This window comes from Variovorax restrictus (assembly GCF_051216715.1).
In the GTDB taxonomy this organism is placed as follows: Bacteria; Pseudomonadota; Gammaproteobacteria; order Burkholderiales; family Burkholderiaceae_C; genus Variovorax.
Map to the genome: position 1 here is coordinate 1,764,286 of NZ_JBPJZH010000001.1, position 19,336 is coordinate 1,783,621.

At 69.3% G+C, this 19,336-nt stretch carries 19 protein-coding genes; 12 read left to right on the forward strand and 7 right to left on the reverse strand.

Annotation, left to right across the window (positions count from 1 at the left end; translation table 11 throughout):
* Window positions 1-89 precede the first annotated feature (89 nt).
* From ACSFA0_RS08350 to ACSFA0_RS08395, 10 genes are all read left to right on the forward strand, one after another.
* Window positions 90-926 carry a CheR family methyltransferase gene (locus ACSFA0_RS08350; RefSeq protein ID WP_435449737.1) on the forward strand — a complete coding sequence of 279 codons (837 nt, stop codon included), beginning with the start codon at window positions 90-92 and terminating at the stop codon, window positions 924-926.
* Window positions 923-1,588: a chemoreceptor glutamine deamidase CheD gene (cheD, locus tag ACSFA0_RS08355; RefSeq protein WP_435449738.1), complete on the forward strand. Its 666-nt coding sequence runs from the start codon at window positions 923-925 to the stop codon at window positions 1,586-1,588. Before ACSFA0_RS08350 ends, cheD begins: the two co-directional genes overlap by 4 nt.
* Window positions 1,585-2,664 (forward strand): protein-glutamate methylesterase/protein-glutamine glutaminase, encoded by a 1,080-nt coding sequence (locus tag ACSFA0_RS08360; protein WP_435449739.1) that lies wholly within the window; start codon window positions 1,585-1,587, stop codon window positions 2,662-2,664. Before cheD ends, ACSFA0_RS08360 begins: the two co-directional genes overlap by 4 nt.
* 26 nt (window positions 2,665-2,690) lie before the next feature.
* Window positions 2,691-3,086: a chemotaxis response regulator CheY gene (gene cheY / locus ACSFA0_RS08365; RefSeq protein ID WP_262076485.1), complete on the forward strand. Its 396-nt coding sequence runs from the start codon at window positions 2,691-2,693 to the stop codon at window positions 3,084-3,086.
* Between the two features lie 2 nt (window positions 3,087-3,088).
* Complete coding sequence (gene cheZ, locus ACSFA0_RS08370) at window positions 3,089-3,733, forward strand: protein phosphatase CheZ (protein WP_435449740.1); 645 nt, start codon at window positions 3,089-3,091, stop codon at window positions 3,731-3,733.
* A 154-nt stretch (window positions 3,734-3,887) separates the two neighbouring features.
* A complete protein-coding gene (gene flhB / locus ACSFA0_RS08375) occupies window positions 3,888-5,030 on the forward strand; it encodes a flagellar biosynthesis protein FlhB (RefSeq protein ID WP_435449741.1) in 1,143 nt (380 codons plus the stop codon).
* Complete coding sequence (gene flhA / locus ACSFA0_RS08380) at window positions 5,027-7,126, forward strand: flagellar biosynthesis protein FlhA (RefSeq protein WP_435449742.1); 2,100 nt, start codon at window positions 5,027-5,029, stop codon at window positions 7,124-7,126. Before flhB ends, flhA begins: the two co-directional genes overlap by 4 nt.
* A gap of 2 nt (window positions 7,127-7,128) precedes the next feature.
* The gene (flhF, locus tag ACSFA0_RS08385) at window positions 7,129-9,693 is read left to right on the forward strand and encodes a flagellar biosynthesis GTPase FlhF (protein ID WP_435449743.1); all 2,565 of its coding nucleotides are present in this window, start codon (window positions 7,129-7,131) and stop codon (window positions 9,691-9,693) included.
* 22 nt (window positions 9,694-9,715) lie between these two features.
* Complete coding sequence (locus tag ACSFA0_RS08390) at window positions 9,716-10,600, forward strand: MinD/ParA family ATP-binding protein (protein ID WP_435449744.1); 885 nt, start codon at window positions 9,716-9,718, stop codon at window positions 10,598-10,600.
* Window positions 10,601-10,621: 21 nt separating this feature from the next.
* Window positions 10,622-11,365: an RNA polymerase sigma factor FliA gene (locus ACSFA0_RS08395; RefSeq protein WP_435449745.1), complete on the forward strand. Its 744-nt coding sequence runs from the start codon at window positions 10,622-10,624 to the stop codon at window positions 11,363-11,365.
* 9 nt (window positions 11,366-11,374) lie between these two features.
* Here ACSFA0_RS08395 and ACSFA0_RS08400 read toward each other — a convergent pair whose 3' ends face one another.
* The 6 genes from ACSFA0_RS08400 to ACSFA0_RS08425 form a co-directional block, all read right to left on the reverse strand.
* Window positions 11,375-12,115, reverse strand: a complete 741-nt coding sequence (locus tag ACSFA0_RS08400) for an EAL domain-containing protein (protein WP_435449746.1) — start codon at window positions 12,113-12,115, stop codon at window positions 11,375-11,377.
* A 138-nt stretch (window positions 12,116-12,253) separates the two neighbouring features.
* On the reverse strand, window positions 12,254-13,087 hold the full coding sequence (locus tag ACSFA0_RS08405; RefSeq protein ID WP_435449747.1) for a LytR/AlgR family response regulator transcription factor: 834 nt from the start codon (window positions 13,085-13,087) through the stop codon (window positions 12,254-12,256).
* A complete protein-coding gene (locus tag ACSFA0_RS08410; protein ID WP_435449748.1) occupies window positions 13,084-14,133 on the reverse strand; it encodes a sensor histidine kinase in 1,050 nt (349 codons plus the stop codon). The genes ACSFA0_RS08405 and ACSFA0_RS08410 overlap by 4 nt, the downstream gene beginning before the upstream one ends.
* The gene (locus ACSFA0_RS08415) at window positions 14,130-15,167 is read right to left on the reverse strand and encodes an alpha/beta hydrolase family protein (RefSeq protein ID WP_435449749.1); all 1,038 of its coding nucleotides are present in this window, start codon (window positions 15,165-15,167) and stop codon (window positions 14,130-14,132) included. Before ACSFA0_RS08415 ends, ACSFA0_RS08410 begins: the two co-directional genes overlap by 4 nt.
* A complete protein-coding gene (locus tag ACSFA0_RS08420; protein ID WP_435449750.1) occupies window positions 15,161-15,454 on the reverse strand; it encodes a 2TM domain-containing protein in 294 nt (97 codons plus the stop codon). The genes ACSFA0_RS08415 and ACSFA0_RS08420 overlap by 7 nt, the downstream gene beginning before the upstream one ends.
* A gap of 17 nt (window positions 15,455-15,471) precedes the next feature.
* Window positions 15,472-15,996, reverse strand: a complete 525-nt coding sequence (locus tag ACSFA0_RS08425) for a DUF6622 family protein (RefSeq protein WP_435449751.1) — start codon at window positions 15,994-15,996, stop codon at window positions 15,472-15,474.
* A gap of 277 nt (window positions 15,997-16,273) precedes the next feature.
* Between ACSFA0_RS08425 and ACSFA0_RS08430 the strand changes: the two genes are divergently transcribed.
* Window positions 16,274-17,116: a universal stress protein gene (locus ACSFA0_RS08430; RefSeq protein WP_435449752.1), complete on the forward strand. Its 843-nt coding sequence runs from the start codon at window positions 16,274-16,276 to the stop codon at window positions 17,114-17,116.
* 35 nt (window positions 17,117-17,151) lie between these two features.
* Window positions 17,152-18,561, forward strand: a complete 1,410-nt coding sequence (locus ACSFA0_RS08435; protein ID WP_435449753.1) for a phenylacetate--CoA ligase family protein — start codon at window positions 17,152-17,154, stop codon at window positions 18,559-18,561.
* Between the two features lie 18 nt (window positions 18,562-18,579).
* Here the strand turns inward: ACSFA0_RS08435 and ACSFA0_RS08440 are convergent, their stop codons facing one another.
* Window positions 18,580-19,185, reverse strand: coding sequence for a hypothetical protein (locus tag ACSFA0_RS08440; RefSeq protein WP_435449754.1), 606 nt, complete (start codon window positions 19,183-19,185; stop codon window positions 18,580-18,582).
* Window positions 19,186-19,336: the final 151 nt, after the last annotated feature.

A 19,336-nucleotide genomic window follows, 5' to 3' on the forward strand; every position in this document is an offset into this window, starting at 1 on the left:
CTGGATGAAATGCGCGGCTTTGACCTCTCTGATCGGGCGCTCGAATCCGGCGATCGCTGAGACCATTGAATCCACCACAAGAGGCACCCTTGAGCACCGAATTCACCTTCACCGACAGCGATTTCGCCAAGGTCCGCACGCTGATCCATCGGCGTGCGGGCATCTCGCTGGGCGACCAGAAGCGGCAGATGGTGTACAGCCGTCTTTCGCGTCGGCTGCGCGAGCTCGGCATCGCGGAGTTCGCCGCCTACCTCGCGATGCTGGAGTCCGGCAACGACGAGAGCGAGTGGCAGGCCTTCATCAATTCGCTGACGACGAACCTCACGTCCTTCTTCCGTGAGGCGCACCATTTCCCGGTGCTCGCCGAGCATGTGCGCAAGGCGAAGGAGCCGGTGACGATCTGGTGCGCCGCCGCGTCCACGGGCGAGGAGCCGTACTCGCTCGCGATCACGCTGATTGAGGCGCTGGGCGAACAGAAGGCCGCATCGGCGCGCATCATCGCCACCGACATCGACACGGCCGTGCTCGAGAAGGCCGCCGCCGGGGTGTTCACGCTCGAGCAGGTCGAACGCATGTCGCCCGAGCGCCTGCGCCGCTTCTTCAACAAGGGCACCGGCGGCAACGCCGGGCGCGTGCGTATCAAGCCCGAGGTGGCGCAGCTCGTGAAGTTCTCGCGGCTGAACCTGCTCGACACGTCGTGGGCCGTCAAGGAGCCTGTCGATGCGATCTTCTGCCGCAACGTCATGATCTATTTCGACAAGCCGACGCAGAACAAGATCCTCGAACGCTTCCTGCCGCTGATCAAGCAGGGCGGGCTGCTGTTCGCGGGGCATTCGGAGAATGCGTCGCTGGTCAACCAGAGCTTCAAGCCGCTGGGCCACACGGTGTATTCGGTGGTGCGCACGAAGACTGCGGTGCCAGCATGAGCCCATCGGCGTCGAGTGCGCTCGCCAGCCACCACTACTTCGACCGCGATCTGAACCAGATGGCGGTGAAGTTGTTGCCGGCGGAGTACTACGTCACGACCACCAACACCGTGCTGAGCACGGTGCTCGGCTCGTGCGTGGCGGCCTGCCTGCACGACGTCGACACCGGCATCGCCGGCATGAACCACTTCATGCTGCCCGAGGACAGCGACCGCACCGCACGCGATGCGCGCGAGTCGATGCGCTACGGCACCTATGCGATGGACGTGCTGATCGCCGAGATGATGCGTGCGGGCGCGCGCCGCGAACGCATCCAGGCCAAGGTCTTCGGCGGCGGCGCGGTGCTGGCCAACATGACGACGCTGAACATCGGTGACCGCAACTCCGACTTCGTCCTGCGCTACCTGGCCGAGCAGCGCATCGTGGTCGCGGCGCAGGACCTGCGCGGCCCCCACGCGCGCCGCGTGTGTTTCGTGCCCGCGACGGGCAAGGCCAGCGTGCGCAAGCTGCGTGCACAGACGGATGTGCAGCTGGTCCAGCGCGAGGAGGTCGACTTGCTGCGGCAGATCGTGCCGCCGCGCGCGTGGGGCATCGACAAGGCCATGACCACGACCCCGACCCCGGTGACCGCGGCCATGGCCAGGAACAAAGGAAGACTGTGAGCACGAACAAGATCAAGGTCCTGTGTGTCGACGACTCGGCGCTGATACGCAGCGTCATGACCGAGATCATCAACAGCCAGCCCGACATGACCGTGGTCGGCACGGCGGCCGACCCGCTGGTGGCACGCGACCTCATCAAGGTGACCCACCCCGACGTGCTCACGCTCGATGTCGAGATGCCGCGCATGGACGGGCTCGAGTTTCTCGAGAAGCTGATGCGTCTGCGGCCGATGCCGGTGGTGATGGTCTCGTCGCTGACCGAGCGCGGCTCGGAGATCGCACTGCGCGCGCTCGAACTGGGCGCGATCGATTTCGTCACCAAGCCCCGGCTGGGCGTGCGCGACGGCCTGCTCAACTACACCGAACTGATCGCCGGGAAGATCCGCGTCGCGGCGAGTGCGCGCGTGGCCGCGGCCCGGCCGAGCGCGGCGCGCCCGGCCGACGCGCCGCAGGAATCGCTGCTGCGCAGCCCGCTGCTGAGCACCGAGAAGCTGATCATCATCGGCGCTTCCACCGGGGGCACCGAGGCCATCCGCGAAGTGCTGCAGCCGCTGCCGCCCGACTCGCCGGCGGTGCTCATCGCGCAGCACATGCCGGCCGGCTTCACGAAGTCCTTCGCGCAGCGGCTCGACTCGCTCTGCCGCATCCACGTGAAGGAGGCCGAGCACGGCGAGCGTGTGTTGCCCGGCTACGCCTACATCGCCCCGGGCGGCTTTCATCTGTCGCTCGCCCGCAGCGGCGCCAATTACGTGGCGCACCTGGACCAGGAGCCGCCGGTGAACCGACACCGCCCCTCGATCGACGTGCTGTTCGACTCGGCCGCCAAGCATGCCGGCAAGAACGCCATCGGAATGATCCTCACGGGCATGGGCAAGGACGGGGCCGAAGGCCTGCTGCGCATGCACAAGGCCGGTGCCCACACCCTGGCGCAGGACGAGGCGAGCTGTGTGGTCTTCGGCATGCCGCGCGAGGCGATCGCGATCGGCGCTGCCGACGAAGTGGCGCCCCTGGGAGAAATGTGCCGACGTGTGCTGAACCATTTGCGCACCTTCGGCGAGCGGACCAACCGTGTTTGATGAACGACTTTGTGGAGTGAAATATCGTGATTGACAAGAGCATCAAGATCCTGGTCGTGGATGACTTCCCGACCATGCGGCGCATCGTGCGCAACCTGCTGAAAGAGCTGGAGTTTCTCAACGTCGACGAAGCCGAAGACGGCGCCGCCGGCCTCGAGAAGCTCAAGGGCGGCGGCTTCGGCTTCGTCGTGTCCGACTGGAACATGCCCAACATGGACGGTCTCACGATGCTGCAGACCATCCGCGCCGATCCCGCGCTGTGCAAGCTGCCGGTGCTGATGGTGACGGCCGAGGCCAAGAAGGAGAATATCGTCGCGGCGGCCCAGGCCGGCGCGAACGGTTACGTGGTGAAGCCCTTCACGGCGGCAACGCTGGAAGACAAGCTCACCAAGATCTTCGAGAAGCTCGCCAAAGAGGCCTGACCATGTCCACCCAAGCGCTGGATACAGCAGACCATCACAACACGGCCGAAGAACTGCTCGGTCGCATCGGCCACCTCACCCGTCAGCTGCGCGAGGGCATGCGCGAGCTGGGCCTCGACAAGCAGGTGGAGAAGGCGGCGCAGGCCATTCCCGATGCGCGCGACCGGCTCAAGTACGTCGTCGACATGACCGAGCGCGCGGCCCACCGGGCGCTCAACGCGGTCGACGCGGCGCAGCCCTTGCAGGAAGACCTGGCCCGCTCGGCCAAGGGCCTGACCGCACGCTGGGACGCCTGGTTCGCCAACCCGATCGAGCTCGACCAGGCCCGCGGTCTGGTCGAGGACACACGGAGCTACCTCGGCGTCGTGCCCGAGAAGGCCAGCGCGATCAACTCGCAGCTCATGGAGATCCTGATGGCCCAGGACTTCCAGGATCTGACCGGGCAGGTGATCAAGAAGATGATGGAAGTCGTCAACGAAATGGAGACGCAGCTGCTCCAGGTGTTGATCGACAACGTGCCGGCAGACCGCCGGCCGGCCGAGCCGTCCACGCAGAGCCTGCAGAACGGTCCGCAGGTCGTGGCAAGCGCGGACGCGGTCAGCGACCAGTCGCAGGTCGACGACCTGCTGGCGAGCCTGGGTTTCTAGGCGGAGAAAGGGGTCGCCGTCCCGCTTTCCGGACGGCTCATTGTGCGAGAAGCGGGGGGTTCGGGGGCTTGATCGACCGATTGTTTCGGACGACTGAATTCAATAATTCAGTCAGGTGCAAAGCGCGATTCGCGCATGCCGATCCGGAGCAAGAATGTCTGAGGAAAGCGATCTCGAGAAGACAGAAGCCGCCTCCCCGCGGCGCCTGGAGAAGGCGCGTGAGGACGGCGATGTCGCCCGCTCCCGCGAACTGGTGACCCTGGTGATCCTGGGCGCTGGCATCGCCGGCATCTGGCTCACGTCCGGCTCGCTGGGCACCACCTTCGGCGGCGCCCTGCAGCACGGCCTGCAGTTCGACCGCCACAGCGCCTTCGACCCGGCGCACATGCTCAACCAGGCCGGCTCGATGGTGCTGGAGGCGCTGATGGCCATCGCCCCCTTCCTCGGCATGATGATGCTGGCGGCCCTGGTGGGCCCGCTCATGCTGGGCGGCTGGATGTTCTCGACCAAGGCCATCGGCCCGAAGTTCAGCAAGCTCGATCCCCTGGCCGGCATCGGCCGCATGTTTTCGGCCCAGTCCCTGGCGGAACTGATCAAGGCCGTGGCGAAGTCGCTGCTTGTGGGCATCGTGGCCTGGTGGGTCATCTCGGGCCACATCGGCGACATGGTGTCATTGATGGGCGAGCCGGCGCATCGCGCACTGCCGCACGCCATCCGCATGGTCGTGGTGGACTGCGCCGTGATCGCGGCCACGCTGGTCATCGTGGCGATGATCGACGTGCCCTACCAGCTCTGGAGCCATGCCAAGAAGCTGCGCATGTCGCGCGAGGACGTGCGCCAGGAGCACAAGGAAAGCGAAGGCGACCCGCATGTGAAGGCGAACATCCGCCGCATGCAGCAGCAGGCCGCCAAGCGCCGGATGATGTCCGAAGTGCCCAAGGCCGACATCGTCGTCACCAACCCCACGCACTTCGCCGTGGCGCTCAAGTACCGCGACGGCGACATGCGGGCACCGATCGTGGTGGCCAAGGGCAGCGATCTGGTGGCGCAGCGCATCCGCGAGCTCGCCAAGGAACACAACGTGGCCGTGCTCGAGGCACCGCCACTCACCCGCGCGCTTTTCAAGCACACCCGCCTGGGTGACGAGATCCCGGCCGGCCTGTACACGGCGGTCGCCGAAGTGCTCGCCTGGGTCTACCAGCTCAAGCGCTGGAAGGACGAGGGCGGTGACGCACCGCGCACGCCCAGCGACCTGCCCGTTCCTTCCGAGCTTCAATACAACGTGAGCGCCGCATGAATTCACTCGCCGGACTGATGCGCATGCCCAAGGGCATGCTCGATGGCAAACAGTTCAAGGGCTTGATCGGCCCGGTGCTGATCATGCTGATCCTGAGCATGATGGTGCTGCCGCTGCCGCCGTTCCTGCTGGACCTGCTGTTCACCTTCAACATCGCGGTCTCGATCATGGTGCTGCTGGTGAGCATGTACACCATGAAGGCGCTCGACTTCGCCGCCTTCCCGGCCGTGCTGCTGTTTTCGACGCTGCTGCGCCTGTCGCTCAACGTGGCGTCCACGCGCGTCGTGCTGCTCGAAGGGCACACCGGCCCCGCGGCGGCCGGCAAGGTGATCGAGGCCTTCGGCCACTTCCTGGTGGGCGGCAACTTCGCCGTCGGCGTGATGGTCTTCATCATCCTGGTGCTGATCAACTTCATGGTGATCACCAAGGGCGCCGGCCGCATCGCGGAAGTCGGCGCACGTTTCGCGCTGGACGCCATGCCCGGCAAGCAGATGGCGATCGACGCCGACCTCAACGCCGGGCTGATCGGCGAAGACGTGGCGCGCAAGCGCCGCGCCGAAGTGGCGCAGGAAGCCGATTTCTACGGCTCGATGGACGGTGCCAGCAAGTTCGTGCGCGGCGACGCCATCGCCGGCCTGCTGATCATGATCATCAACATCATCGGCGGCCTGATCGTCGGCATGCTGCAGCACGGCCTGGACTTTCAGACGGCCTCGACCACCTACACCTTGCTGGCCATCGGCGACGGCCTGGTGGCGCAGATCCCGGCACTGATCATCTCGACCGCGGCCGGCGTGATCGTCTCGCGTGTGGCGACCGACGAAGACGTCGGCAGCCAGCTGACCGGACAGTTGTTCTCGAACCCGAACGTCATGTTCCTCACCGCCGGCATCGTCGGCCTGCTGGGCATGATCCCGGGCATGCCGAACCTCGCCTTCCTGCTGATCGCGGGCGGGCTGGTGTGGATGGGGCGCAAGGGCCTGCAGCGCAAGGCGGCCCTTCCCTCGCCCGAGCAGGTGGCTGCCGAGCAGGCCGCCGTGCAGACCCAGAACCCCGAAACCGCCGAGGCCACGTGGGACGACGTCGCGCTGGTCGACCCGCTCGGCATGGAAGTCGGCTACCGCCTGATCCCGCTCGTCGACCAGTCGCAGAAGGGCGAGCTGCTCGGGCGCATCAAGAGCATTCGCAAGAAGATCGCGCAGGACATCGGCTTCCTGGTGCCGGTGGTGCACATCCGCGACAACCTCGAGATCAAGCCCAACACCTATGTGGTGAGCCTCAAGGGCGTGGAGATCGGTCGCGGCGAAGCCTTCCCGAACCAGTGGATGGCCATCAACCCGGGCCAGGTCTCGGGCACGCTGGCCGGCACGCCCACGCAGGACCCGGCCTTCGGTCTGCCCGCGGTGTGGATCGACGGCAGCCTGCGCCAGCAGGCGCAGATCCTCGGCTACACGGTGGTCGATGCGTGCACCGTGATGGCCACGCACCTGAACCACCTGATCCAGACGCACGCGGCCGACCTGCTCGGCCGCCAGGAAGTGCAGCAACTGCTCGACCAGATCAGCAAGACCGAGCCGAAGCTCACCGAAGACCTCGTGCCCAAGGTGCTGTCGCTCAGCACGCTGCACAAGGTGCTGCAGAACCTGCTGGAAGAGGAAGTCTCGATCCGCGACATGCGCACCATCCTCGACGTGATGGCCGAGCACGCGCCGACCGTGAAGGACGCGACCGAGCTCACCTCGCTGGTCCGCCTGGCCCTGGGCCGCGCGATCGTGCAGCAGCTCTTCCCGGGCGATTCGGAAGTGCAGGTCATCGGCCTGGACGGCTCGCTCGACGGCGTGCTGCAGCAGGCCATGAACAGCAACAGCGGCATCGAGCCCGGTCTGGCCGACAACCTCCTGCGCCAGGCGCAGGCCGCCATCGCGCGCCAGGAGCAGATGGGGCTGGCCCCGGTGCTCGTGGTGCAACACAGCCTGCGCGTGCTGCTCGCCCGCTTCCTGCGGCGCAGCCTGCCCCAGCTCAAGGTGCTCTCCCATTCGGAGATCCCTGACAGCCGCAACATCAAGATCACCGCCACCCTCGGAGGAAGAGTTTGACCATGAACAACGACGTGCGTACCACTGCCCGGAAATTTGTCGCCGCGACCAGCCGCGAGGCCCTGCGACTCGTGCGCGAGGCGCTCGGCGCCGAGGCCATCGTGCTGACCAACCGCGCCTCCGCCGATGGCGTGGAGATCGTCGCGATGGCGGAGGGCGACGTGAACGCCGCCGTCGCCCAGGTGGCCAGCCCGGTGCCCGCGCCTGTCATGGCGGCGCCGGTGATCGCGACGGCGGCCGCGCCTTCGGCACCGATGGCATCGATCGCATCGATGGAACCGACGAGACCGGCTGCCCCGCGCATCAGCTTCGCGCCGACGCCGCTGGCGGCCATGCCCGCCGCACCGCGCATGGCGCCGGCACCGGCCGCGCCGATGGTGCAGGTCGCGCAGGCCGCCGCGCTTGTCGCCGCACCGGCCGTGGCGGCGCCGACCGCCGACGAGTCGGTGCTGAACGAACTGCACTCGATGCGCGGCATGCTCGAAGAGCAGCTCGCCAGCGTGGTCTGGAACGACAAGCAGCGCCGCGACCCGGTGCGTGGCCGCGTGCTGCGCACACTGGTCGGCGCCGGCTTCTCGGCGCGTCTGTCGCGCGCCATGCTCGAGAAGATGCCCGCCGGCAACAGCTATGCCGAAGGCATGGCCTACGCCCGCAGCGAGCTGATCCGCGCGGTGCCCGTGCATGAAGACGAAGACGCGCTGTTCCGCCAGGGCGGCGTGTACGCGCTGATGGGCCCGACCGGCGTCGGCAAGACGACGACCACCGCCAAGCTGGCCTCGCGCTGCGTCATGCGCTTCGGCGCCGACAAGGTCGCGCTGGTCACCACCGACAGCTACCGGATCGGCGCCTACGAGCAGCTGCGCATCTACGGCCAGATCCTCGACGTGCCGGTGTACGGCGTGAAGGACAGTGCCGACCTCCACCTGGTGCTGCAGGACCTGCGCGACAAGCACCTGGTGCTGATCGACACCGTCGGCATGAGCCAGCGCGACCGCGCCGTGTCCGACCAGATCGCGATGCTCTGCACCAGCCACCGGCCGGTGAAACGGCTGCTGCTGCTCAACGCCACCAGCCATGGCGACACGCTCAACGAGGTGGTGCACGCCTACCGCAACGGCAACGGCGGCAGCGAGCTGGCCGGCTGCATCTTCACCAAGGTCGACGAAGCCACCCACCCCGGCGCGCTGATCGACACCGTCATTCGCCACCGCCTGCCGGTGCACTACATCTCCTGCGGCCAGAAGGTGCCGGAGAACCTGATGCCGGCCGACCGCGCGCAGCTCATCGACAGCGTTTTCCAGCCGCGCCGCCACAGCCCGCTGTTCGTGCCGCCGGAGATCGAAGGCAACGAGGAATCGGGTGCGCCGTCGGCGCAGACGATGCAGGCCCAGGCCGAGGCCGACCGCCTGCGCTCGCAGTACCACAACCTCATCCGCGCCATGGCGCACGATGCGCAGGAGCTCGCGACCGCCGCCGGTGCGCTGGCCGGCGCGCAGATCGGCTTCGAACGGGCTCGCGGCCTGTGGCGCCAGGCCGGCGACGAGTCCGCCATCCAGCGCCTTGTGATGGACGACCTGCTGGCGCACGCCCGCAGCGAAGTCGCCGCCGGCTGTCAGACCCACGTGCTGGCGCTGAGCAGCCAGGTCGGCCTGCGCTCCGAAGGCGACGATGCCTACGAATGCCACACCAGCCTGCTGCTGTCCGACCGCACCGGCCAGCCGCTGGCCGCGCCCAACGGCTGGCTGTCGACCGCCGGTGCCGACGCCATTCGCCGGCCCGGCCTGCGCCAGGTGCAATGGCTGCGTCAGCAGGACTTTGGCAAGGCGATGGTGCATGTGCTGACCAAGCTGCCCACCGCCGAGACGATGCTGCAGTGGCAGGCGCAGGGCCAGCGCTGGGTGGCACGTGCGGTGGCTTCCACCGCCGTGACCGACACCGCCTCGGGTGCCGGCCGCACCCTCGCGCGGCTCGACCATTCCTTCTCCGAGCCCCGCCCGGCGCAGTTCGCCGGCCGTCCGGCGCTGCAGTCCGTGGCCGAGTGCGACGTGCTGTTGCGCTTCAACGCCGCAGCGGCGGCGTCGGGCCTCACGCGCGCCGACATGCCCACGCTGCGCTGCGTGGTCACCCGCATCGTCGACGCCCGCAGCGGCAAGCTGCTGCAGCAGAGCTATGCGCTGTCGAACATCGGCAGCGACGTGAGCGGCCTGCAGTTGTCGCAGTGGCAGGCGTGGGCCATCGAGAACGAACCCAGCTTCCGCCTCATCCGCCAGGGCGTCCAGCTCGTCGGCGGCCTGGGCGAGCTGGGTGACCCGCACATGATGAAGCGGGTGCTCATCGCCGGCCAGATGACCACGACCGTGTGGCGCCTGCTGCGTGCCGAGGGCGAATGGGCCGACCGCACGCGCCTGCTGCTCAACCAGTTGAGCGGCCGTCCTGCGCGCGGGAGCCGGCCGCTGACGGGCAACGCGCTCTACGCCGGCATGGGCAAGTTGTTCCTGCTGCTCGAGGCGCTGGGGACGGAATCCACGGCGCCGGCGTACGCGTCCAAGCCGATGGAACAGCTGTGATGACTCGGATGAGGACATGGGCATGACCAAGCGGGTCGCAGACCAGGCCGACGGATTGCGGCGCCTGCTGGCGCCGGCGCCGACCCGGGTGATCGCCGTGGCCGGCATGGCGCGCGGCGCCGGGGCGACGATGACCACGATGAACATCGCCGCAGCGCTCGTGCTGCAGGGCAAGAACGTGCTGGTGCTCGACCAGCACGCGGCCCGCGCGGGCTCGGTGTGCGCGCAATGGGCGATCGACGCGCTGGGCACCTGGACCGACGTGGCGCAGCACCGCCTGCGCTGCGCCGGCGCCGCCGTGATGACGGGCTGCGGCGTGCAGGTGCTGCCGGCGCCACCCGACCCGGCCGTGGCCACGTCGGACCCGCGCGAGTTCTACCCGAGCGGCGCGATCCTGATCGACGCGGCGATCGACGACGAAGGCCGCCTGCTGCCGCTGGCGCAGATGGCCGACGAACTGGTGCTGGTGCTCCAGCCCACGCCGAGCGCCGTGACTGCGGCCTACGCGGGCATCAAGCGCTTGCACTACGCCCATGCGCTGAAGCAGGCGCGGCTGATCTTCAACGGCGTGCGCGATGCCGATTCGGCCCAGCAGATGCTGACCAACCTCGTCAATACCGGCAGCCGGCACCTGGCCGTGTCGTTGCAGGACGGCGGGCTGGTGCGTGCCGATCCGCACCAGGCCGACGCGCGGCGCCTGTACCAGACGGTGGTCGAAGCGTACGGGACCAGTCCCGCTGCCGTCGACTTCCGCCGCATTGCCGACGAGCTCTGGCGTTCGCCGTGGCGCTCCAAGGTGCTGCGCTCGCGCGCAGCCGAACAGGGCCATCGCATCGTCGATGGCGCCATCGATGCGGCGCATGCCGCGTCCCATCCCGCCGCTGCCTTCCAGGGCAGCGGTTTCTGAACCCCCACCGAAAGGGAACGCGTGTACACCGCACAGGGCACCATTGAAAAGTCCCACCTGCTGGCGCAGCACCAGCCGCTGGTGAGGCGCATCGCGCTGCAGATGCTGGCCAAGTTGCCGGCCAGCGTCGAGCTCGACGACCTGATCCAGGCCGGCATGATCGGCCTGCTCGATGCATCGAGCCGCTACGAGGACGGCAAGGGCGCGCAGTTCGAAACCTTCGTGAGCCAGCGCATCCGTGGCGCGATGCTCGACGAGCTGCGTGCCAGCGACTGGGGCTCTCGCGGGCTGCGCCAGTCGGCGCGCGCCGTCGAGAAGGCGATCCACAAGCTGGAGCACGTGCTCGGACGCCCACCGACCGAAGGCGAAATCGCCAAGGAAATGAAGATGGACCTGCACGACTACCAGTCGCTGCTGCAGGAAGTGCAGGGCTGCCAGCTGCTCTACGTCGAGGACTTCGCCAAGGGCGAGGCCGAGAACCCGTTCATCGACATGCACGCGCAATCGGCGACGCGCGATCGCGGGGGCAGCACCGATCCGCTCGCACAGTTGCTCGAAAACGGCTTTCGCCACCAGCTGATCGACGCCATCTCCACGCTGCCGGAGCGCGACCAGCTGCTGCTGAATCTGTACTACGAGGAAGAGCTGAACCTGCGCGAGATCGGCGCCATCCTCGAAGTGAGCCAGTCACGCGTGTGCCAGCTGCACAGCCAGGCCATCAGCCGGCTGCGCGCACGCCTCAAAGACGAGCTGAAGGACGACTGAGCTCGGGCCTCAGGCGACGTGCCAGTCGATGACCGGCAGCGCCTCGACCTGCGGGCGAGCGAACAGGTAGCCCTGGAACAGCTCGACGCCGAAGTCGCGCAGCACCTGCAGTTCCTCGCGCGTTTCCACGCCTTCGGCCACGATGCGGATGCCGAGTTCGCGGCAGATGCCGACCAGACCGCGCACGATGGTGCGACGCACGCGATCGGTGTGGATGTTGCGCACCAGGTGCATGTCGATCTTCACCACATCGGGCTGGAACATCGCGAGCAGCTCGATGCCGGCGAAGCCCGCGCCGAAGTCGTCGATGGCCGACGTGAGGCCGCGCGGCTTGTAGGCGCGCAACACGTCGTTGAGGTGCGGCACGTTCGTGATCTGTTCGCCTTCGGTCACCTCGAGCATCAGGCGATCGATGGGGAAGTTGCTGCGCTCGGCGGCCAGCACCGTCTGCGACGCATAGTCCTCCGGGCGCGCCAGGGCGTTGGGCAGCATGTTGAGGCTCAGGCGCGACTCCATCCCGAGCGAGCCGGCGAGCGCGATCGCCTTGCCGCGGCAGGCCTGGTCGAAGGCGTAGCGCTGCGCGGGCTGCAGTTCGCCGAACAGCTGCGCCACGCTGGCGGTGCCGGGCGAGCGCATCAGCGCCTCGTGGGCGAAGACCTCGCGACGCACGACGTCCACGATCGGCTGGAAGGCCATCGTGAAAGGGGTGAAAGCGGCCTCGCCGCTACCGAACATCTTGTCTGTTTGCATCACATCGATACCTGCATGGCTGCATTGAAGAACCGTCCCACGGTGCCATGGCGGCGTGCGAGCGCTACCGTTGCCGAAGGGCTCATCAGGCTTATCGGCGCAAGGTTCGGAAACTGAAGGGCATGCGGCCCCGCGCGCTCACATGGCGCGGAACAGGTGGGCGTAGAGCCGGCTGACAGGGATCGCCTCGCGGCGCCCGCGCAGCGTGAGCGACAGGCGACCGGCGTCGTCGCGGTGGACCGATTCGACCGCGCCGCTGCGTACCACGACCGCGCGATGCACCTGCCAGAACACGCTGGCGTCGAGTTGCGGCAACAACGCTTTCAGGGGGGTGCGGATGAGGTATTCGTCGGTGGCGGTGAGCACGCGCACATATTTGTCGGCCGCCTCGGAATACTGGACGTCGTCGATCGACACCATGTGCACCGTGGCGCCGGAGGTGCCGGCCTGGCTCGCGGCGATGAAGCGCAGCGGGACGCTGGTCTCGGTGGCGCCGGTCGTGCCACCGGCCACGCTCAACAGCTTGCGCCACTGCGCCAGCGTGCTCGCGAGGATGTCTTCAGGGGGCAGCGCGGCCGAGCGGCGCAGCGCCAGCGCCTTCTGCAGCCGTGTCACCGTGCGCTTCAAGCGATCGGGCTGCACCGGCTTGAGCACGTAGTCGATGGCCTGGGCGTCGAAGGCGCGCGCCGCGTATTCGTCGTACGCGGTGACGAACACGAGTTGCGGCAGAGGCGCCTGTTCGGTCGGCCAGGCATCGGCGAGTTCGGCGGCGGCGCCCAGGCCGTCGAGGCCGGGCATGCGCACGTCGAAAAACAGTACCTGTGGCAGCAGGCGCAGGCTCTCTCGCACGGCGCTGCGGCCATCGCCGACGGTGGCGACCACCTGCAGCTCGGGCCAGGCGAGGGCGAGTTCTCCCTGCAGCGCTTGCGCCAGCAGCGGTTCGTCCTCGGCGATGAGAGCAGTGGGCTTCATGGGGGCACGGGAAAGAAAATGCTCGCGCAGGTGCCGCCCCCGCGCAAGGGGGTCAACCGCAGGGCGCCGCTGTCGCCGTGGACCGTTTTCAGCCGTTCTTTGACCTGCATCAAGCCGAAGCCGCCGTCGGCCGAGGGGGTGGCCTCGGGGTCGAGCCCGGCCCCGGTGTCGCAGACCTCGAGCGTCACCCGGTCGGCCATGCGGCGTGCGCGCACCATGATCTCGCCCCCCTCGACCTTCGGCTCGAGCCCGTGGCGAATGCTGTTCTCCACCAGCGGTTGAAGCAGCAGCGGGGGCACGGGAATGTCGCGCAGGGCGTCGGGCAGGTCCAGCGTGTAGCGCAGGCGCGGGCCCATCCGCACCGCCATCAGTTCGAGGTAGTCCGACAGGCGGGCGAACTCGGCCGACAGCGGGTGCGACACCGCCCGCGAGCCCGCGAGCGTCACGCGCAGGTAGCTGTTGAGCCGGTCGAGCATGGCCACGGCACGCGGCGGGTCGAGCGTGATCAGCGCACGCAGGTTGGCCAGCGTGTTGAAGAGCATGTGCGGCTCGAGCTGCGCCTCGAGCAGCTTGAGCTTGGCTTCGCTCGCATCGCGCTCGGCTGCGCTGATCTTGGCGGCCATGGTCGCGGCCTTGCCGCGCGCGTGGAAGTAGAAGCTGCCGATGATCCCCGCCAGGATCGTAATGGCCAGGCTCAGCCTGTTATCGCGCGGCGTGTTCACCAAGCCGGGGGTCAGGAAGAGGTCGCCGAGGCGATCGCCGACCACAAAGCCGCAACCGATACCGAGGCCGGTCAGCAGCAGCCCGCGCCAGCCCTTCGGCCAGCCATGGCCTCCGGAACTGTCACTGTGGCAATGGCGCTCGTCGAAGAAATAGCGGCCGAACTCGATCACGCCCCAGGTGACGGTGCCGACAGACACCGAGTAACCCAACTGCGTGAAGTAACTCTTGGCCGGCCAGATCAACGTGGTCAACACCGCGATCGCGCAACAGAACGCCAGTACCTGCAGGTAGTGGCGGGCTGCGTCGATCCAGCGGATGTTCATGGCGCCAGATTCTGGACGAAGAAGCGTGTGATGGCCGCGTTGGCCAGGGGCACCGCAGTGCGGTCGAAGCCGGGCGGGTCGCTCAGCAGGCGCGCGGCCTTGGGCGGAAGGTCGGGGATCTGCGGCGAAAGGATCGAGCCATGTCCGCCGCCAGGCATGTCGGCCAACAGGGTGCAGGTCTTGCAGACGGCACGCACCGCGTCGATGTGCCACTGCGGCGCGAGCCACGCATCCTTGCCGGCGCGCACCAGGCCGAGCGGAACGCGGGGCTGCGCCAGCGAGGCCATGTCGATCGGCGCCGCCATCGGCACCGCGGCCACCACGGCGGCGATGCGCGGTTCGTTCCAGCCCTGCGGCGCGGTCTCGTCGCCGAACTTCCAGTCGACCACCCACCGGCCGACAGCCAGCTTCAGCCGATCGAAAGCGCCACCGGTGAGCTCGGTCGCCAGGCCGACGCAGGTCGGAAAGTCGTCGGCGATGTGGGCGTCGCAGTGCGCCGCGAGCCGGGACGGCGACCATTGCGCGCCGGCCAGCGTCAGCGCGGTGAGGCCGCCGGCAGACATGCCGTAGTGGCCCACGCGCTGGAAGTCGAGCAGGGGCGCGAAGCGCGCATCGGCGGCCATCGCATCGATGGCCTGCGACACCTCGCGCGGACGATGTTGCCAGGAGCGCGGCCCGACGGCGCTCATGTCGCGATGGTTGTCGCCGGCGTGCTCGGGCATCGCCACGGTGAAGCCGGCTTGCACCAGCGCGATGGCCAGGTCGGCCTGCGGCCAGGGCGAGCCACCAGAGCCATGCGACATCACGACGAGCCGGCCATTGCCGCGCTGCGGTGCCGCGTCGAGTGCCGCCTCGACGACGAAGGGCCCGCGCTGCAGCCGTGCGGTGGGCGCGGCCGTGGGATAGAAGACAGTGATCGGGCCGCTCTCGGGCGGCGCGGCCAGCGTCGTGAGGCCGGTGGCGGCGACCACTGCGGCGCTCGCGAGGCCGAGCGCCGCGGCGGCCAGCAGCCGCCGCAGGCCCGCGGCTACCACGGCTCCCCCCGGCTGCTCGCTGGGAGCTTCGCGCGTTCGCGCCGCACCATGCGTTCCATCAGGTCGCTGCCGGGCGCGAACACCCAGACCGAGAGCCCATGGAAGAGCAGGCCGATGCCCCAGCCGAGCAGCGGGAAGATCGCCCAGGCCCGGCTGTTGTAGAGCGACAGCGCGATCAGCCCGAAGTTCACCGCGACATAGACGCTCGCGTGGAAGAAGAAGCCCAGCTTCGCCCTGGCGCGGCGGCGTGCCAGTCGGTCGAGTTGAATGTCGGTGTGTTGTTGCATGGAGGATTTCGGTGGTTTCAGGCGCACTGGGTGGGGGTGACGAGGGCGGCGTCGCGCCGCAACGCCAGCTTCCACAGCCGCAGGCCGCGCGCCATGAAGATGCCGCTGAACGCACCGTACAGCACGCCCAGGCAGAGGGCGAAGGTCAGGTCGTCCGCCATCGCAGGGTGCATCGTCAGCTGCACGCCCACCGCGTACTTGGTGAAGAAGATGCCCATCATCAACACCAGCGGCACGGCGCTGCCGCCCACGTGGAAGCGGCGCGTGGCGGCGTTGTAACGGGTGCTGTCCGGCAGCGGCCGCTGCTGCACGATGAAGCCGGCCACCAGCGCGGCCGCGGCCCAGCCGAGCCCGGCGATCGGCTGGTGGCTGAAGACCGACAGCACCCCGTAGATCGACAGGGCGGTCATGGCGAGGGGCATCGCGGTGGCGCGCAGGAGACTCAGGCGATGCGACAGCAACTGGCGGCCTCCCAGCCACAGCAGCAGGGCGAAGAGGGCGAACACCCAGCGGGGTGTGCCGGCGAGGATCTGGGTCAGCATGAGGGCTCCTGGACGCAGGGGTGGATGAAAAGGTAGAGGAGGTGGCAACGGACGCGACTGTGCCCGGGCCGCGAAGACCGCGACAGCGCGATGCGACGAAATGCGCACTGGCGGTGCAGGATGTCGGCGGCAGGGGTGAACCGCACGGACCGCGCTGGCCTGGGGCGCACCGCGCCTGTGCCACGCCCTTGATCTGCGTCAAGGGAAGGGCGCCCTGCGCCCGCAAGATCGGTGCTGTCACGCGTCCGCCCCAGGGCGCGGCACCGCAAGGGCGTTCATGAACTACCCCACCATGCTTGTCCACCTGGACCGCTCCCCGCGCAGCGCCACGCGCGCAACGCTGGCGGCGGGCTGGGCCCGGGCCTTCGGAAGCCATCTCGTCGGGCTCGTGCCGACGGGCCTGTACGACGGGGTGATCCCCGCCGATGAGATCGACGGCAGCGCGGACGATTCCGTGGCCGCATCGGCGGGCCACCTCAAGCGCCGTTCGGACGCCATTGCCCGCGCCTTCCACGACAGCATCGCTGGCGACGGTCCCCTGTCCTGCGAGGTGCGACTGAGCGACGAGCCCACGGTCCAGGCGCTGGTGCGGCATGGGCGCACCAGCGACCTGGTGGTGCTGGGCCAGGACGGCGTCGGCGAGCCTCGGGACATCACGGCACACCGGCTGGTCGACCCGGTTCTGCTGGCGCTGGGCCGTCCGGTGCTGGTGCTGCCTGGCGTCGGCACGGTGAGCGGCTTGCCCCGCCAGGTGCTGGTGGGGTGGGACGGCTCGCGCGCAGCGGCGGTCGCGCTGGGCGCGGCCGTTCCCGTGCTGCGCCGTGCCGCACGGGTCACCCTGGTCTCCCTGCGCCACCCGGGCGACATGGCGGCTCCGCCCGATTGGCAGATCCCCGAGGTTCTGGCTTTCCTGCACCGGCACGGCGTGCGGGCCACCGCCGAGTCGGACGTGGTCGAGAGCGGTCTGGCCGATGCACTGCTGTCGCGGGTGTCCGACCACGGCGCCGACTTGCTCGTGGTGGGCGCCTACGGCCATGGGCGCCTGCGGGAGCGCGCGCTGGGCGGCGTGACGCGGCAACTCCTCGCAGAGATGACCGTGCCACTCCTGCTGGGGCATTGAACATGTCGGCCCCGATCGCCCCGGGGCCCCCTGCCATGCCCGACGCTTTCTCGACCGGCCTTGCGCAGGCCTGGTGGAACGGCAGCGTCGCCGCCGATGTGGCGATGGCGCCCCTGGGCGGTGCGGACGCCGTCGCGCAGCGCGCCCGGCAGCGCCTGGCCGATCTGCTGGCGCATGCGGCACGCCACTCGCCGCTCTATCGGAAGGTGCTCGGCGGGCGCCCGGCGTCGGCGCTGCGGCTGGCCGACCTGCCGGTGATGCGCAAGGCCGACCTGATGCAGCGCTTCGACCAATGGGTGACGGACCCGGCGCTCACGCTGGACGCGCTGCGCGCCTTCATGGCGGACCGCTCACGCATTGGCGAAGCCTTCGGCGGGCGGTACATCGTCTGGGAGAGTTCCGGCAGCAGCGGCGCGCCGGGCATCTTCGTGCAGGACCCGTTCGCCATGGCCGTCAACGACGCGCTGGAGGCCCTGCGGCGACCGGTCCTCGATCCGATGCGGGCCTGGGTCGATCCCCTGGGGCTGACCCAGCGCATCGCGTTCGTCGGCGCCATCGACGGGCACTTCGCCAGCACCGTCTCGATCGAACGCCTGCGCCGGCTCAACCCGTACCTGGCGCCCCGGTTGCACGGCATCTCCTTCCTGCAGCCCATCGCGGCGCTCGCGGCCGAGATCGATGCCATGGCACCGACCGTGATCGCCACCTACCCCAGCGTGGCGCTGCTGCTCGCCGAAGCGCATCGCCGTGGCCAGCTGCGCACGCGGCCACGCGAGATCTGGACAGGCGGCGAGGACCTGTCCGGTGCTCAGCGCCTGCGCATCCGGGAGGCCTTCGATTGCGACGTGGTCAACAGCTACGGCGCGTCGGAATTTCTTTCGCTCGCCTCGGAATGCCGCCATGGCCGGCTGCACCTGAACAGCGACTGGTGCATCCTCGAGTCGGTCGATGCGCAGGGCGCTGCGGTGGCCCCGGGGCACCGGGGCGCGACGACCTTGCTGACCAACCTGGCCAACCGGGTCCAGCCGCTGCTGCGCTACGACCTGGGCGACCGGGTCGTGTACGCGGCCGAGCCCTGCGCCTGCGGCTCCTGCCTGCCCGTGATCGAGATCCATGGCCGCTGCGACGACACGCTGCGGCTGGGCCGCGCCGGCACATCGCGGGTGCAGGTCACGCCGCTCGCCCTCACCACCGTGCTCGAGGAAGACGCGGGCCTGGTCGACTTCCAGCTGGTGCAGGAGGGGCCCAGCGAGCTCATGCTGTGCACCGGCCTGCAGGGGCCGGCCGCCATCGCGGCACTGCGGCATGCGCGCCCGGTGCTGGCGGCGTTCCTCGCAGCGCAGGGCGCGGCGGGGGTGCGCATCCGTTGCCGCTCGGGCGAGCCGGCGCAGCGCGGGCGCAGCGGGAAGATCCAGCGGGTGCTGCGCGCGCCGGGCGCCGCCTGAGCGGCCGAACCGTCGGCGTCAGCCGCCGGCCGGCGGGCCCGAGCGCTGCCGTTGCTTGGCCGCCTCGACGGTACGGCGGGCGGTGTCGCGGGCGGTACGCGCCGCGCTGCGAAGGGCCGCGTCGGCCTTCTGCAGGGCCTCGCGCGTGGCCTGCGCGGCCTGTTCGGCATCTTCCCGGCTCGCCTCGGTGGCGCGCTGCACGGCCTCGTCGGCCGCGCGCAGGGCTTCTCTGGCCGCCTGCGCGGCGTTGCGGCTTTCTGTCTCGACGGCCCGGGCCGCTTCCCGCGTTTCATCCGCCGCACGGGCGGCCGACACGGCGGCTTTCTCCTCGAAGCGCGTGGCCGATTCCGCCGCCTTGCGGGCCGCGCGACGGATGGCTTCGGCCAACTGGCGCGAGACCCGGCCTGCCGCCGCCACGCTTCGGTCGGCGGCGGCCTTGGCGTTCTTGGCGGCGGCGGCGGCCGCGCGCTCGGCCGCCTGGGCGGCATCGGCATCGGCGGTGTCGCGCGCGGCCGGGGCGCGATGGGGCGGCGGGCTGAGCTGACCGGGCAGCACCGGGTCCGCGGCGAAGGCGGCGGTGCCGAGCGTGGACGCCAACAGCAACAGGACGGGAGCGAGTTTCATGCGAGTCTCCGTGGTGGAAGAGGGGCAGGATCCCTCAGCGCGAAGGCGCCGGTATTGCGCTCGCGCAAGCGAGCACGCTTGACGCAGCGCAAGCGGCCCGCCCCCCGGCGCGCTACGCTGGGCCGATGGCAGCGGGTCCACCGCGTGGGCG

Coding starts and splice junctions, on each gene's coding strand:
- cheD (WP_435449738.1), top strand. CDS start 923: ATGAGCCCATCGGCGTCGAGTGCGCTCGCCAGCCACCACTACTTCGAC.
- cheZ (WP_435449740.1), top strand. CDS start 3,089: ATGTCCACCCAAGCGCTGGATACAGCAGACCATCACAACACGGCCGAA.
- flhB (WP_435449741.1), top strand. CDS start 3,888: ATGTCTGAGGAAAGCGATCTCGAGAAGACAGAAGCCGCCTCCCCGCGG.
- flhA (WP_435449742.1), top strand. CDS start 5,027: ATGAATTCACTCGCCGGACTGATGCGCATGCCCAAGGGCATGCTCGAT.
- flhF (WP_435449743.1), top strand. CDS start 7,129: ATGAACAACGACGTGCGTACCACTGCCCGGAAATTTGTCGCCGCGACC.
- ACSFA0_RS08390 (WP_435449744.1), top strand. CDS start 9,716: ATGACCAAGCGGGTCGCAGACCAGGCCGACGGATTGCGGCGCCTGCTG.
- ACSFA0_RS08400 (WP_435449746.1), bottom strand. CDS start 12,115: ATGCAAACAGACAAGATGTTCGGTAGCGGCGAGGCCGCTTTCACCCCT.
- ACSFA0_RS08405 (WP_435449747.1), bottom strand. CDS start 13,087: ATGAAGCCCACTGCTCTCATCGCCGAGGACGAACCGCTGCTGGCGCAA.
- ACSFA0_RS08410 (WP_435449748.1), bottom strand. CDS start 14,133: ATGAACATCCGCTGGATCGACGCAGCCCGCCACTACCTGCAGGTACTG.
- ACSFA0_RS08420 (WP_435449750.1), bottom strand. CDS start 15,454: ATGCAACAACACACCGACATTCAACTCGACCGACTGGCACGCCGCCGC.
- ACSFA0_RS08425 (WP_435449751.1), bottom strand. CDS start 15,996: ATGCTGACCCAGATCCTCGCCGGCACACCCCGCTGGGTGTTCGCCCTC.
- ACSFA0_RS08430 (WP_435449752.1), top strand. CDS start 16,274: ATGAACTACCCCACCATGCTTGTCCACCTGGACCGCTCCCCGCGCAGC.
- ACSFA0_RS08435 (WP_435449753.1), top strand. CDS start 17,152: ATGCCCGACGCTTTCTCGACCGGCCTTGCGCAGGCCTGGTGGAACGGC.
- ACSFA0_RS08440 (WP_435449754.1), bottom strand. CDS start 19,185: ATGAAACTCGCTCCCGTCCTGTTGCTGTTGGCGTCCACGCTCGGCACC.